This window comes from Acidovorax sp. sif1233 (assembly GCF_019218755.1).
Lineage (GTDB): Bacteria > Pseudomonadota > Gammaproteobacteria > Burkholderiales > Burkholderiaceae_C > Acidovorax.
The window spans coordinates 204,521-218,659 of record NZ_JAHUWZ010000002.1 but is presented as its reverse complement, the minus strand read 5'-3'; the positions used below and the strand labels follow the sequence as shown (position 1 = coordinate 218,659).

The window sequence follows — 14,139 nt, the reverse complement described above, 5'->3', positions numbered from 1 at the left end:
CCGATGATCAGCACCGGCAGCAGGTGGCCGGGCGGCACCATGGCGCCGCGCAGGGTGCGGCACGCCCGCGGACAAGCCGTCCCGAGGCCCGTTCAGGCACCGGCAGCTGGAAGCATCAGAAGCCTGGCAGCACCGAACCCTTGAACTCGGTCTGGATGAACTTGCGCACTTCTTCCGAGTGGTAGGCCTTCACGAGCTTGGCCACCCAGGGCTTGTCCTTGTCGGCTTCGCGCACGGCGATCAGGTTGACGTAGGGGCTCTTGGCGTTCTCTTGCGCAATCGCATCCTTGCCCGGGTTCAGGCCGGCGGAGAGCGCGAAGTTCGTGTTGATGGCCGAGGCGTCCAGATCATCCAGCGAGCGGGGCAGTTGGGCGGCATCGAGTTCCACGAACTTGAGCTTCTTGGGATTGCTCACCACGTCCAGCGGCGTGGCCTTCAGGTCGGCGCCGTCACGCAGCTTGATCAGGCCCTTGTCCTGCAGCACCAGCAGCACGCGGCCGCCGTTCGTGGGGTCGTTGGGAATGCCGAACTTGGCGCCTTCCTTCAGGTCTTCGAGCTTCTTGACCTTCTTGGAATACAGGCCGATCGGGAAATTGACGGTATAGCCCACGGGCACCAGCTTGTAGCCACGGTCCTTGACCTGGGCATCCAGGTAGGGCTTGTGCTGGTAGCTGTTGGCATCGAGGTCGCCGGCCGACAGCGCGGCATTGGGCTGCACGTAGTCGCTGAACTCGACGACCTGGATCTTGAGGCCGTCCTTCTCGGCGACCTTCTTGACCACTTCGAAGATCTGCGCATGGGGACCGCCCGTCACGCCGATCTTCAGGGGCTTGTCCTGCGCCAGGGCGCCGGTCGAAAAGCCGGCGGCGAGGGCCAGGGCGAGAGTGGTTTGCAGCAGCGAGCGCTTGTTCACGGAAGACACCTTTCGTTAAGAGATGCAGGCATCCTAGGGTTTCCCCGATAAAACAGGAACGAATAAGTTTTTATGTTCTTACAATTAATATGAATAACGTTTGTCACCCTCGCAGCGCGACGTTGTTGAGCTTGTCCAGCCGCTCGGGCCAGGTGCCCTCCACCGTCGCGCCCTGAAGCAGGATGCGCGTCCAGGCCACCCAGGCGTCCCACTGCACCCGCTTGTCCCACGAATTCCCCCAGGCGCTGAACAGCTGCAGCGCGCTGTCCGCCGCCGCCCTGGCGTCCTGCCTGCGGCCCGCCGACAGATACAGCTGCGCCAGCACCATCTGCGGCTCGCCCACCCAGGGGTTGTGACGGACCGCGCTTTCCAGCACCCCGGTGGCCACGTCCAGGTCCACCAGCGGCTGGTCCTGCTGGATCACCGACCAGTACAGCGAGGCGGCCGCCGCCTCGTCCGCCGCCGCCAGCGGCTGCGTGCAATGGGCAAACACGGGCGGCGTGGGCAGCAGGCCCTGGAGGCCCGGGTGCTGCAGCGCCAGGCCCAGGCCGTTGATCTGCGAGACCATGCGTCCGCTCGGCCGCATCGGCCCGGGCCACAGCGACGCGGCCCAGTGCACCGGCTGGGGACGGTGCTGCACCGCGGGGAAGCGCGAAAAGATGTCGTCCTGCCAGCTGAACCACTGCTCGATGGTGTCGGCCATGCTCACGATGATGAACGCCGCCACCTCGTAGGGCGTGAGCACGTGGCGCACGCCGTCCTTCTCCAGCGCCAGGCTGCCATCGGGCTCCAGCTGCCCGGCCAGCACGCGCTGCACGAACTGCGTGCGCGACTGCGTGCAGAACAGGTAGACCAGGTGCTCGGCCGATTCGCCCGCGATCTCGCGCACGCGCGCACGCTCCCGGGCGGGGTCGAACTTCACCAGGTCCACGAAGGCATTGCCATACACGCTGTGCAGCAGCCCCAGAAGGCGCACATCGCGCGGCTGCCGCCACACGGTGAGCGAGCGCGCCACGCCCACCAGATGGTGGCGGAAGGTGCCCGCCTTGTGCCAGTCCTGCCCCACGTTGCGTGCGAGCACCGTGGGCAGCGCGGGCGCGAGGTCGGCGTCACGCGCCAGCCATTCTTCATCCAGCAGCGGCTGGGCACGGGCAAACAGGTCGGGGTCGAGCGTGTGAAAAGGCAGCGTCATGGTCTGAATGTCTCCGGCGGTTGTTCTGGCAGATCGAAATGCAAAGTACACACAGTATCAGCGCGGCTGGCGCGGGCCGCCAAGGCCACGTGGGTGCATCAACTCGATAAAAATGGCTGCAGCGCTTTCTGGATATACGCTTCAAGCTATCAAAACAGAAGCAAAAAGTCTCCCATATGACGCATCCCCATCCTGCGACACGCTCCTATCCGCGAGCTTGCCGCCACCAATTTCCAGTTTTATGGAATAAATTTCCATTAAACTGCCACCATGGACATCAACCACCGCATCGCCCGCCGGTTGCGCGAGCTGCGCGACACCCGGGGCTACTCACTGGACACGCTGGCCGAGCGCAGCGGCGTGAGCCGCTCCAACATCTCGCTGATCGAACGCGGCCAGAGCAGCCCCACGGCCGCCGTGCTGGACAAACTGGCCGTCGGGCTGAGCGTGGCACTCGCCTCCTTCTTCGAGGACGGCACCGATGGCGAGGGCGAGGCCCTGCCCTCGCCCCTGATCCGGGCCGCCGACCAGCCCCGCTGGCAGGACCCGGCCTCGGGCTATGTGCGCCGCCGGCTGTCGCCGCCCGCGCCCTCGCCGCTGCAGCTGGTGGAGGTGGAGTTTCCGCCCGGCCAGCGCGTCGCCCTCGACTCGGCCGTGCACGATGCCGACATCCACCAGCAGGTCTGGCTGGTGGAAGGCCGCATGGACCTGACCGTGGGCACCACCACCTGGGCGCTGGGCGCGGGGGACTGCCTGGCCATGCAGCTCAACCAGCCCATCGTGTTCCACAACCCGGGCACGCGGCCCGCGCGCTACCTGGTGGCGCTCACCACGCTGGGCCTGCCGCCTGCCCGCTTCGCATCCCCCACCCCGAGGAGAAAACCATGACCACCGACACACGGGCCCCTTCGCCCGCCGTCACCATCCGGCGCCTGGGCGCCCGCGAGGCGGCCGCGAGCGTGCCGGCGCTGGCCGACGTGCTGATCGACTGCGTGCAAGGTGGGGCGTCGGTGAGCTTCATGTGGCCGCTGCCGCGCGACAAGGCCCTCGCGTTCTGGAGCGGCGTGGCCGACGGCGTGGCCCGCAACGAACGCGTGCTGCTGGTGGCCGAGGCCCCGGGAGGCCACATCGTGGGGACCGTGCAGCTCGTCACCGCCATGCCCGACAACCAGCCCCACCGCGCCGACGTGGCCAAGATGCTGGTGCACCGCCAGGCCCGCCGCCGGGGCATCGCCCAGCAGCTCATGGCCGCCGTGGACGACGCAGCGCGCGCCGAGGGCAAGACCGTGCTCGTGCTCGACACCGTGACCGGCGGCGACGCCGAGCGCCTGTACGAGCGCGCCGGCTGGCAGCGCGTGGGCATGGTGCCCGACTATGCGCTGATGCCGGACGGCGCGTTCTGCGGCACCACGTTCTTCTGCAAGCGGATCTGACTTTTCCCCGGTCCCTCCAGGGGCAGCGCCCCCCGGCACCCGCCCCGGACCAACCCGCATGCAGCGCACTCGATAAAACTGTATATTTATACAGTCAATCATTTACGGAGAAGCGCCATGGAAGTTCTTGAATCCACTTACGCGGTCGCCCTGCGCGACTACCCTGAAGAGCTGCCACCCCGGGAGCGCATGGCCGCCGAGGCACGCTATGCCAGGGAGCTCGAAAAACAGCTCGGCGGCCCCGCGCAGGTCGCCGCGGCCCTGGACACCATGTCCAGCCTGGAAGAATCGCCGCCCGAGATCGTGTCGGCCGGTGACCTCGCCTTGATCAAGCAATGGGGCAAAGCCAGCGTCGCCGCGCGGCAGGCGGGGTTTCGCGACCTGGGGGAAGGAGACGGCGCGTACTTCGAGGTCCGGCTGCTGTAAGCCTCTTTCGGGGGCCCATTGCCTTGCCTTGCCCTGCCCCTGCCTGGACGGACCAGGGGCCGGGAATGAGGGAGGCGGCAAGGCGCGGTAGCGCGCAGCCAGTGCCCGTCACGGCACGGCCAGGGACTCCAGTGCCGCCCACACCGCCAGGATGGCCGTGTCGTGCACCTGCGACGCCCGCCGCGCCAGCCCCAGCTCCCGCCACAGCGGCGGGCTCAGCGGGCGCACCTGCAGGCCCGCGTTGTCCTGCTCCACATCGCCGCCCGCCACCCCGGGCTGCTCCAGCGGCAGCACCGCCACGCCATGGCCGGCGCCCACCAGGCTGCGCAGTGCCAGCGGGTGGTTCAGCTCCATGCGGGGGCGGGGGTTCAGGCCGGCCTGCGCGAACCAGCCGGCGATGAGCCGGTACATCTGCGTGGCCGGTCCGAAGGACATCCAGCGCTGGCCGGCCAGCCACTGTGGCGTGGCCTGCGCCGGCGCATCCCACGCGGGCGGAATCAGCGCCACCATGGGGTCCGTGCGCCAGGGGCGCACCTGCACGTCGCCGCCGGCGGCCTGCGGCATCGCGACGATGGCCAGATCCAGCGTGCCCGCGCCGAGCCGGGCCATGGCCTCGGCGGAGCTGAGCACATCCAGCTTCACATCCACGCCCGGGCTTTGACGGGCCAGCCGCTCCAGCAGGCGGGGCAGCAAGCCCGCGCTCACGCCCGCCGTGGTGGCAAGGCGCACCAGGCCTTCCAGCCCCTGCGCGCGCCGGCGCACCTGCTCCACCACCTCGTCGGCCCCGGCCAGCAGGCGGCGCCCCCCCGCCACGAGCGCCTCGCCAGCCGGCGTCAGGCTGGCCTGGCGCCGGCCGCGCACCACCAGCGCGGCGCCCAGCCGCGACTCCAGTTCACTGATGTGCAGGCTGACCGTCGGTGGCGCCAGGTGCAGGGCCTGGGCCGCGGCGGCCAGCGTGCCCAGGTCGGCGATGGCAACAAGGGTCTGGACCTGGTCCAGGTTGAGGTTTCGCATCAGGAATCCTGAATTCAATAGTCACTGAATTCAACTTTACAGATGTCTGGCTGAAAAACATCATTCGCCCATCAAAAAAACTGGCCCCCTGCGCGCACTCACTCTGCCCCCGGGACCTCCATCGCCATGCTCACCAACGACGTCTTCCTCATCGTGCTGCTGTCGGCCGCGCTCAACGCGGGCTGGAACAGCGCCATCAAGCTGGGCGGCAACCGCATCACCGCCATGGCGATCACCACGCTCATGGGCAGCGGTCTGTCCCTGCTGGCGCTGCCATGGGTCAACCTGCCGGCCGCGGCCAGCTGGCCGCTGCTCGCGCTGTCCGTCGCGGTGCACACGGCCTACCACTTCGCCTTGCCCATTGCCTACAACCACGGCGACATGGGGCAGGTCTACCCCATCGCCCGGGGCTCGGCGCCGCTGCTGGTGGTGGCGGGGGCGGCCGTGTTCGCGGGGGAATGGCCAGGGGCCGGGGCGCAGTGGGGCGTTGCCTGCCTGTGCGCGGGCGTGTTGTCGCTGGCGCTCGTGCGGGGTGGCGGCACGCAGCGCCGGGCCGTGGGGTATGCGCTGCTGACCGGGGTGCTGATCGCCGCCTACACGGTGGTGGATGCGCTGGGGGCACGTCAGGCGGGGTCGGCCATCGGCTTCGCGGTGGTGCTCACGCTGGGCGACGGCATCGCCACGGCGCTCATCGTTCTGTGGTGGAAAGGGCCCCGCGCCTTCCGGGTCGACCCGCCCATGCTCTGGCGCTGCGCCGCGGCCGGCACGATGCAGATGGGCGCCTACTGGATCGCCGTCTGGGCCCTGGCGCGCGCGCCCATGGGCGCCGTGTCGGCCCTGCGCGAGACCAGCGTGCTGCTGGTGGCGCTGATTTCCACCTGGATGCTCAAGGAGCCCCTGGGCGCGGCGCGCATGGCTTCGGCCGCACTGGTGTGCGCGGGGCTGCTGATGGTGCGGCTCTCGTCCTGAAGGCCGTGCGAGCGGCCAGGGCAGCTACTGCGGCGCTTCGGCCTCGCCGAGCGGGCGCACCAGCCGCACCGGCAGCTTGCTGGCGCGGGCCACGTCGCCGCGCGCCTCGCCGGTGGACAGGTTCACCGCCCAGCCATTGATCGCCCCCATCTGGGCCGCCGCGTCGCCGGAACGCCCCTGCATGACAGTGTTGTAGTTGTACGGGTTGCCCCGTTGCGCGGCCACATTGGCCGTGGCGGACCAGTGCCACTGCGCGGGGGCCGCCGGAAACAGCGCGGCGTTCAGGCCCGGGGGACTGGCCGTGCGGTCGATGAGCCGCTGCAGCTCCGGCGCACGCGGCAGGCGCCAGGCCACGCCCTCTGCCTTCCAGCGGTCGCTGGCCAGCGCCGCGGCTTCGGCGCGGTCCAGCAACCGTGGCTTGCCGGTGCAGGTGCCGGTCTGGCGGCTCCATTGCATGCCCTCGGCGCAGCGCGGCCAGGCAAGCCGGGCGCGCAGGTCCAGGACCACCGCGCCATCCTTCGACAGCGCCCAGTCGGTGGCGGCCAAGGGCTCGGCCGCCCGCGCGGGCCAGGGGGCGGCACAGGCCGTGGCGAAGGCCAGTGTGCCGCCCAGCAAGGCGGCGGGATGAAGGTGTGGGCGGGACGGTGTGGTCATGTGCTGGAGGGGGGGCGACGCGGCCACGGTGGGCGTGGGCCGCGATGGACCACAGCCTAACCGCATGGCCCGCCCCGCGCCCCGCGCCAGATCAAGAAACCTTCGCGGTGCGCCTGCCCGCCTGCGGCCCCGCATCCGGTGCCACGCCCGCCAGCGCGCCCGACCGCGCCAGCGCCTGCGCCAGGAAGGTGACGAAGGTCTGCACCCGCGTGGAAAACTGGTGGCGCTGCGGATAGACCGCATAGACGTCGGCCGCGGGCGTCTGGTACTGCGGCAGCACGGGCTCCAGCAGGCCCTGCGCCAGGTGCCGGTTCACGTCCCACTCCGCCCGCATCACGATGCCGTGGCCCTGCAGCGCCCACAGCACGGCGATCTCGCCGTCGTTGGTGGTCAGGTTGCCCGTGATCTTGATCGACTCGGTGTGCGCCTTGCTCCCGCGCCCGGTGGTCAGGCGCCACAAGCCGTAGGCCTCGTCACCCTGGCGGATGCCGATGCACCGGTGCTCCATCAGGTCGCGCGGCACGCGCGGCCTGCCGTGGCGGTCCAGGTACGCCGGGGCCGCGCACAACACGCGCCGGTTGGGCGCGATGCGCCGCGCGATCACGCGGCCGTCGGGCGGCTCGCCAAAACGCACGCACACGTCGTAGGCGTCGTCGGTGATCGGCGGCGGGTGCACCGACAGCTGCAGCTGCACGTCCACCTCGGGGTACAGCCGCACGAAGTCGGAGATGGCCGGCGCGATGTGCATGCGCCCGAAGCCCAGCGTGGCGTTCACGCGCAGCAGGCCCTTGGGGCTGGCCCGGGACTGCACGATGAGTTCATCGAGCGCATCGATCTCGCGCAGGATGCGGCGCGCGTGCTCCAGCAGCAGTTCGCCCTCGGGCGTGAGGCTCATGCGCCGCGTGGAGCGGTTCACCAGCACCACGCCCAGGCGCCGCTCCATCTGCGCCAGGTGCTTGCTCACGGCGGCGGTGGACACGCCCATTTCGCGCCCCGCCGCGCTCAGGCTGGGGCTGGCGGCCAGGGTGGAGAAAAAGCCCAGTTCGGCGGGCTGGATGGTGCTGGAGCTCATGCATCCATGTTAACCCAGGGTTAACGATGGATTCACTTTCAGGGCATTTCCTGTGCGCACGGCGGCCTAAAGTCCAGCCATCCATCACCGTTCTTTGCACACCCCATGACCACCTACCAAATCGCCACCATTCCCGGAGACGGCATCGGCAAGGAAGTGATTCCCGCAGGCCAGCGCGTGCTGGAAGCCCTGTCCGCCCAGCACCCCGGCCTGCAGTTCGCGTTCGAGAATTTCGGCTGGGGCGGCGACTGGTACCGCGCCCACGGCGCGATGATGCCGGCCGATGGCCTGGACGCCCTGCGCGGCAAGGACGCCATCCTGTTCGGTTCGGCCGGCGACCCGGACATCCCCGACCACATCACGCTGTGGGGCCTGCGCCTGAAGATCTGCCAGGGGTTCGACCAGTACGCCAACGTGCGGCCCACGCGCATCCTGCCGGGCATCGACGCGCCGCTCAAGCGCTGCACGCCCCAGGACCTGGACTGGGTCATCGTGCGCGAAAACTCCGAGGGTGAATACTCCGGCGTCGGCGGCCGCGTGCACCAGGGCCACCCCATCGAGGCCGCCACCGATGTCTCCATCATGACCCGCGTGGGCGTGGAGCGCATCCTGCGTTTTGCCTTCCGCCTGGCCCGATCGCGCCCCCGCAAGCAACTCACCGTCATCACCAAGAGCAACGCGCAGCGCCATGCCATGGTGATGTGGGACGAGATCGCCGCGCAGGTGGCTACCGAGTTCCCCGATGTGCAATGGGACAAGGAACTGGTGGACGCCGCCACGGCCCGCATGGTCAACCGCCCCGCCACGCTGGACACCATCGTCGCGACCAACCTGCACGCCGACATCCTCTCGGACCTGGCCGCGGCGCTGGCCGGCAGCCTGGGCATCGCGCCCACCGGCAACATCGACCCCGAGCGCCGCTACCCCAGCATGTTCGAGCCCATCCACGGCTCGGCGTTCGACATCATGGGCAAGGGCCTGGCCAACCCCATCGGCACCTTCTGGTCGGTGGTGATGCTGCTGGAGCACTTGGGCGAGGCCGAGGCGGCCCGCGCCGTGATGCAGGCCATCGAGCAGGTCACCGCCAACCCCGCCCTGCACACCCGCGATCTGGGCGGCACGGCCACCACGGCGCAGGTGACCGATGCCGTGTGCGCGCTCATCAGCAGCGCACCGGCCGCGCGCAAAGCCGCCTGACCGCACTTGCCCCCGGCGGGCAGAACAACAAGGCCACAAAGGCCATGCACCCGCCGCACAACCACCCTTTCGGAGACAAACCATGCGCCGCCCTACCCCCCATCCCACCTGCATCGCCCAGCCGCTGCGCCGCCCCTACCTGATGGCCCTGGCGGCGGTCGCCGTAGCCGCCTGCCTGCTGCCCGGCACAAAGGCCCACGCGCAGGGCCCGGCCTGGCCCGCCAAGCCCGTCACCATCGTCGTGCCGTTCGCGGCCGGGGGCACCACCGACGTGCTGGCGCGCGCACTGGGCGAAAAGCTGGGCGTGGCACTGGGCCAGCCGGTCATCGTGGAAAACCGGGGCGGCGCGGGCGCCACCATTGGCGCCGACTACGTGGCCAAGGCACCTGCCGACGGCCACACGCTGCTGATGGGCGCGGTGCACCACACCATCGCCACCAGCGTGTACAAGAAGCTCGGCTACGACTTCCAGAAGAGCTTCGCGCCCATCACCACCGTGGCGCTCGTGCCCAATGTGCTTGCCGTGAGCGCCGCCACGCCCGCCAGGGACGTGAAGGAACTCGTGGCCCTGGTGAAGGCCGCGCCCGACAAGTTCTCGTACGGCTCCAACGGCGCGGGCACCGCGCAGCACCTGATCGGCACGCAGTTCGCCACGGCCATCGGCCAGCCGCTGCTGCACGTGCCCTACAAGGGCAGCGGGCCATTGACCACCGACCTGCTGGGCGGCCAGGTATCGATGTCGTTCGACACCGTGACGCCCGTGCTGCCGCACATCAAGGCCGGCAAGCTGCGCGCGCTGGCCGTGACCACGGCCAGGCGGTCGTCCGCGCTGCCCGACGTGCCCACCCTGCAGGAGAGCGGCTTCGCGGGCTTCGACATCGGCACCTGGTTCGGCGTGCTCGCGCCCGTGCGCACGCCGCCCGAGGTCGTGGAACGGCTCAACGCCGAAATGGTCAAGGTGATCCAGTCGGCCGACTTCAGGAAGCGCATGCTGGACATCGGCGCCGAGCCCGTCGGCAACACCCCGGCGCAGATGGCCCAGCAGATCGCCAGCGACACGGCGCGTTTTGCCAGGCTGGTGGCGGACCACCGGATCTCTGCGGAATGAAGCATCCGGCGGCGGGCACAGCCCCGCACCAAACTTGCAGCAAAAAACAGCCACAAGCGCTTTACCATCAAGCGCCAATAGCTATCGATTATATAGCAATCAACAGGCGACTGGTGCCTGGGGTCAGCGGTGGCTGAGCCTGCGCACCGCCCAGTCGCCCAGGCTCTGCACGGCCTGTACGAAGAAGATCAGCACCAGCACCACGGCCAGCATGATCTCGGGCAGGAAGCGCTGGTAGCCGTAGCGGATGCCCAGGTCGCCCAGGCCGCCGCCGCCGATGGCGCCGGCCATGGCCGAGTAGCCCGTGAGACTCACGAAGGTGATGGTCAGGCCCGCCACGATGCCGGGCAGCGCCTCGGGCAGCAGCACCTTCCACACGATCTGGCTGGTGGTCGCGCCCATGGCCTGGGCGGCTTCCACGAGGCCGTGGTCCACCTCGCGCAGCGCGGCCTCCACCAGGCGCGCCACGAACGGGGCGGCGGCGATGGTCAGCGGCACCACGGCCGCGGCCGTGCCGATGGACGAGCCGGTGATGAAGCGCGTGAACGGGATGATGGCCACGAGCAGGATGATGAAGGGCGTGGAGCGCACGGCGTTGACCAGCCAGCCCACGAGCTTGTTGACGGGCCCGTTTTCGAGCACGCCGCCCTGGTCGGTGAGGCGCAGGAACACGCCCAGCGGCACGCCCAGCAGGCCGCCGACCAGGCCGGAGATGCCGACCATGACCAGCGTTTCCCACAGCGACGATGCGAAGAGGTCCAGCATGGCCGGGGTGAAGTTGTCGAACATGTTTTTTTCCCTTCCTCAAGCCGGTACGGCCACTTCTTCGACGGCGACGCCACTGGCGCGCAGGTGCGCCACGGCGCCACGCAGGCGGTCGGCCTCGCCGCTGGCATAGACGGCCAGCGAGCCGAAGGTCTCGTCCTGGATCTCGTCCACCTGGCCGTGCAGGATGCTCATGTCCACGCCGAACTGGCGGATGAGCTGCGACAGGATGGGCTGGTACGCGCTGTCACCTGCGTACGACAGGCGCAGCAGCTGGCCCGTGCGGTCCGGTGCCGTGGCAGCGAGCTGAACTGCGAGCGTGCGCACATGGCCGAGCACGCTGGCGGGCAGCTCCTGCGGCAGGATCTCGTCGATCAGGCTCTTGGTGATGGGTTGCTGCGGGCGCGTGAAGACATCCAGCACGCGGCCCTGCTCCACGATGCGGCCGGCCTCGATCACGGCCACGCGGTCGGCCACCTGCTTGATGACCTGCATCTGGTGCGTGATGAGCACCACCGTGAGGCCCAGCTCCCGGTTCACCTGGCGCAGCAGGTCGAGGATGGAGCGCGTGGTCTCGGGGTCGAGCGCGGACGTGGCTTCATCCGAGAGCAGCACCTTGGGGCGGCTGGCCAGCGCGCGCGCAATGCCCACGCGCTGCTTCTGCCCGCCGCTGATCTGCGCCGGGTAGCGTTGGGCCAGGGCCGACAGGCCCACCAGCTCCAGCAGCGGGTTCACGCGCTCGCGGATGGCGGCCTTGTCCATGCCGGCCAGCTCCAGCGGCAGGGCCGCGTTGTCGAACACCGTGCGCGAGGACAGCAGGTTGAAATGCTGGAAGACCATGCCGATCTCGCGGCGGGCATCGCGCAGCTGGGCGTCGCCCAGCTGGGTCAGGTCGCGGCCATTGACGATGACCTGGCCCGTGGTGGGGCGGTTGAGCAGGTTGATGACGCGCACCAGCGAGCTCTTGCCCGCGCCGCTCTTGCCGATGATGCCGAACACTTCGCCCGGCGTGATGTGAAGGTCGATGCCCTTGAGAGCCTCGACCGGGCCTTGTGAGCCCTGGTAGGTTTGGGTGATACCCCGTAAGTCGATCATGAAAAAGCAGTGGCGCGTCACAGGACATGCCGATGGTCCGTGGCGCGCGGTGAGGAATGGGATGCGGGACTGTATCGGCGAATCGTAAGTTCACAAACGATTGAAAAATCGGGTGATTAGATCCACAGGTTATGAAGACCGTGATAGGTTCACCTTCATAGCTCCTAATTGCATAGCATCTGGCGCAATACCATCCAGCGCGATTCGCCAATTTTCCTGTTTTTTCATGAAGGCTTGAAAACGATCTCTCAAGAACGCTTCTATATTTCAACTTTTGTTGTAATATCGAATCATGCAAGAACCCGACGTCATCCGATCCCTCGCCGCCCTGGCCCAGGAAGTGCGCCTGCGCGTGTTCCGCGCACTGGTGGTGGCCGGCCAGGACGGACTCACGCCCGGGGCGCTGTCCGAACAGCTGGGCATTGCGCCCAACACGCTGTCGTTCCACCTCAAGGAGCTGACCCACGCGGGCCTGGTGAGCCAGGAGCGCCAGGGCCGCAACCTGATCTACCGCGCATCGTTTGCCACCATGAACGAACTGCTGGCCTACCTGACCGAGAACTGCTGCCAGGGCGCCGCCTGCCTGCCCGGCACCGCCACCGCCGCCTGCGATTGCTGACCCACAACCCACGCCACGGCCCACGGCCTAAAGGAAGCCACCATGAAGCGATTCCACGTCCACCTGCATGTCGATGACCTCGCCAAGAGCATCGCGTTCTATTCCCGGCTGTTCGCGGCCGGCCCCGCGCGCGTGGAGGCCGACTACGCCAAATGGATGCTCGAAGACCCGCGCGTGAACTTCGCCATCTCCACCCGCGGCGACAAGCCCGGCGTGGACCACCTGGGTTTCCAGGTGGACGAGGCCGGCGAACTGGCCGAGCTGAAGGCGCGCGCCCAGGGCGCCGACATGGCCCTGCTGGACGAAGGCGCCACCACCTGCTGCTATGCCCGCAGCGACAAGCACTGGATCACCGACCCGCAGGGCGTGGCGTGGGAACACTTCCACACGCTGGGCAACATTCCCGTGTTCAACGAAGCCGCGGCCCAGCCCGCCCAGGCCGCCTGCTGCCCCACGGGCGCGCCCTCAATCCCCGAGCCGGGCCGGGCCGCCTGCTGCGGCCCCACGGCCACCAACCCCAACAAGTGCTGCTGACCCGAACGGGGCCCACGCCGAGAACCCCTGCCCGCGAACTGCCCGCGCACTGTCATCCCCATGCACCCCAAAAACCCTTCACAGTCCGCCCCGGCCGCCGGCATGGCGGTGTTCGAGCGCTACCTCACCGTGTGGGTGCTGCTGTGCATCGTGGCGGGCATTGCGCTCGGCCAATGGCTGCCGGGCGCGGCCCGCGCGGTGGGTGCGCTGGAGGTGGCGCGTGTCAACCTGCCGGTGGGCCTGCTCATCTGGGTCATGATCATCCCCATGCTGCTGAAGGTGGACTTCGGCGCGCTGGCGGGTGTGCGGCAGCACCTGCGGGGCATTGGCGTGACGCTGTTCGTCAACTGGCTGGTCAAGCCGTTTTCGATGGCCCTGCTGGGCTGGCTGTTCATCCGCCACTGGTTTGCCCCCTGGCTGCCCGCCGAGCAGATCGACAGCTACATCGCCGGGCTGATCCTGCTGGCGGCCGCGCCCTGCACGGCCATGGTGTTCGTGTGGAGCCGGCTCACGGGCGGAGACCCGCTGTTCACGCTGTCGCAGGTGGCGCTCAACGACAGCATCATGGTCGTGGCGTTCGCGCCGCTGGTGGGCTTTTTGCTGGGCCTGTCGGCCATTGCCGTGCCGTGGGACACGCTGCTTGCCTCGGTGGTGCTGTACATCCTGATCCCGGTGGCGATCGCGCAGTGGCTGCGCAGGCGGCTTCTGCGCCGGGGCGAAGCGGCCTTCCAGGCAGCCATGGCGCGCACCGGCCCGTGGTCCATCGCCGCGCTGCTGGCCACCCTCGTGCTGCTGTTCGCGTTCCAGGGCGAGGCCATCCTGCGGCAGCCCCTGGTGATCGCCCTGCTGGCCGTGCCGATCCTGATCCAGGTGCTGTTCAACTCCGCGCTGGCCTACGGCCTGAACCGCGCCGTGGGCGAAAAACACAGCATCGCCTGCCCGTCGGCGCTGATCGGCGCATCCAACTTCTTCGAGCTGGCCGTGGCCGCCGCCATCAGCCTGTTCGGACTGCACTCGGGCGCGGCGCTGGCCACCGTGGTGGGTGTCCTGGTCGAAGTGCCGGTGATGCTGCTGGTGGTGCACGCCGTCAACCGCAGCAAGGGCTGGTATGAAGCCGGTATCTGACGGCCCGCGCGCGGCAGGCCGTC

The 14,139-nt window shown here is 68.9% G+C and carries 16 protein-coding genes; 9 read left to right on the top strand and 7 right to left on the bottom strand.

What is annotated here, in order from left to right; genetic code table 11:
* Positions 1-115 precede the first annotated feature (115 nt).
* Both KW843_RS08405 and KW843_RS08400 read right to left on the bottom strand, forming a co-directional pair.
* A complete protein-coding gene (locus KW843_RS08405; RefSeq protein ID WP_218294687.1) occupies positions 116-913 on the bottom strand; it encodes a MetQ/NlpA family ABC transporter substrate-binding protein in 798 nt (265 codons plus the stop codon).
* Positions 914-1,016: 103 nt separating this feature from the next.
* Positions 1,017-2,105, bottom strand: a complete 1,089-nt coding sequence (locus KW843_RS08400; protein WP_218294686.1) for a DUF6817 domain-containing protein — start codon at positions 2,103-2,105, stop codon at positions 1,017-1,019.
* A gap of 270 nt (positions 2,106-2,375) precedes the next feature.
* On the opposite strand from KW843_RS08400, the gene KW843_RS08395 reads away from it, so the two are divergent.
* The 3 genes from KW843_RS08395 (at position 2,376) to KW843_RS08385 (ending at position 3,964) form a co-directional block, all read left to right on the top strand.
* Positions 2,376-2,993, top strand: a complete 618-nt coding sequence (locus tag KW843_RS08395; RefSeq protein WP_218294685.1) for a helix-turn-helix domain-containing protein — start codon at positions 2,376-2,378, stop codon at positions 2,991-2,993.
* The gene (locus tag KW843_RS08390; protein ID WP_218294684.1) at positions 2,990-3,538 is read left to right on the top strand and encodes a GNAT family N-acetyltransferase; all 549 of its coding nucleotides are present in this window, start codon (positions 2,990-2,992) and stop codon (positions 3,536-3,538) included. The genes KW843_RS08395 and KW843_RS08390 overlap by 4 nt, the downstream gene beginning before the upstream one ends.
* Before the next feature lie 117 nt (positions 3,539-3,655).
* Positions 3,656-3,964 (top strand): hypothetical protein, encoded by a 309-nt coding sequence (locus KW843_RS08385; protein ID WP_218294683.1) that lies wholly within the window; start codon positions 3,656-3,658, stop codon positions 3,962-3,964.
* Positions 3,965-4,072: 108 nt separating this feature from the next.
* Here the strand turns inward: KW843_RS08385 and KW843_RS08380 are convergent, their stop codons facing one another.
* Positions 4,073-4,978 (bottom strand): LysR family transcriptional regulator, encoded by a 906-nt coding sequence (locus KW843_RS08380; protein ID WP_218294682.1) that lies wholly within the window; start codon positions 4,976-4,978, stop codon positions 4,073-4,075.
* A gap of 126 nt (positions 4,979-5,104) precedes the next feature.
* Here KW843_RS08380 and KW843_RS08375 point away from each other — a divergent pair, with 126 nt between their 5' ends.
* Entirely contained in the window at positions 5,105-5,947 is an 843-nt protein-coding gene (locus KW843_RS08375) for an EamA family transporter (RefSeq protein ID WP_218294681.1), read from the top strand.
* Positions 5,948-5,971: 24 nt separating this feature from the next.
* On the opposite strand, the gene KW843_RS08370 is transcribed toward KW843_RS08375, so the two are convergent.
* Both KW843_RS08370 and KW843_RS08365 read right to left on the bottom strand, forming a co-directional pair.
* Complete coding sequence (locus KW843_RS08370; protein WP_218294680.1) at positions 5,972-6,601, bottom strand: DUF1566 domain-containing protein; 630 nt, start codon at positions 6,599-6,601, stop codon at positions 5,972-5,974.
* A gap of 91 nt (positions 6,602-6,692) precedes the next feature.
* Complete coding sequence (locus KW843_RS08365) at positions 6,693-7,673, bottom strand: LysR substrate-binding domain-containing protein (RefSeq protein ID WP_218294679.1); 981 nt, start codon at positions 7,671-7,673, stop codon at positions 6,693-6,695.
* A gap of 105 nt (positions 7,674-7,778) precedes the next feature.
* On the opposite strand from KW843_RS08365, the gene KW843_RS08360 reads away from it, so the two are divergent.
* Together KW843_RS08360 and KW843_RS08355 are read left to right on the top strand one after the other, a co-directional pair.
* The gene (locus KW843_RS08360; RefSeq protein ID WP_218294678.1) at positions 7,779-8,870 is read left to right on the top strand and encodes a tartrate dehydrogenase; all 1,092 of its coding nucleotides are present in this window, start codon (positions 7,779-7,781) and stop codon (positions 8,868-8,870) included.
* Between the two features lie 142 nt (positions 8,871-9,012).
* Entirely contained in the window at positions 9,013-9,978 is a 966-nt protein-coding gene (locus KW843_RS08355) for a tripartite tricarboxylate transporter substrate binding protein (protein WP_218295295.1), read from the top strand.
* Positions 9,979-10,101: 123 nt separating this feature from the next.
* On the opposite strand, the gene KW843_RS08350 is transcribed toward KW843_RS08355, so the two are convergent.
* Entirely contained in the window at positions 10,102-10,767 is a 666-nt protein-coding gene (locus KW843_RS08350) for a methionine ABC transporter permease (RefSeq protein ID WP_218294677.1), read from the bottom strand.
* A 15-nt stretch (positions 10,768-10,782) separates the two neighbouring features.
* On the bottom strand, positions 10,783-11,838 hold the full coding sequence (locus KW843_RS08345) for a methionine ABC transporter ATP-binding protein (RefSeq protein ID WP_218294676.1): 1,056 nt from the start codon (positions 11,836-11,838) through the stop codon (positions 10,783-10,785).
* Positions 11,839-12,130: 292 nt separating this feature from the next.
* Between KW843_RS08345 and KW843_RS08340 the strand changes: the two genes are divergently transcribed.
* From KW843_RS08340 to arsB, 3 genes are read left to right on the top strand one after another with little or no spacing between them, the layout of a single operon-like run.
* Entirely contained in the window at positions 12,131-12,457 is a 327-nt protein-coding gene (locus KW843_RS08340) for a helix-turn-helix transcriptional regulator (protein ID WP_218294675.1), read from the top strand.
* A 42-nt stretch (positions 12,458-12,499) separates the two neighbouring features.
* Positions 12,500-12,991, top strand: coding sequence for an ArsI/CadI family heavy metal resistance metalloenzyme (locus tag KW843_RS08335; RefSeq protein WP_218294674.1), 492 nt, complete (start codon positions 12,500-12,502; stop codon positions 12,989-12,991).
* Between the two features lie 60 nt (positions 12,992-13,051).
* Positions 13,052-14,116: an ACR3 family arsenite efflux transporter gene (gene arsB, locus KW843_RS08330; RefSeq protein WP_218294673.1), complete on the top strand. Its 1,065-nt coding sequence runs from the start codon at positions 13,052-13,054 to the stop codon at positions 14,114-14,116.
* Positions 14,117-14,139 lie beyond the last annotated feature (23 nt).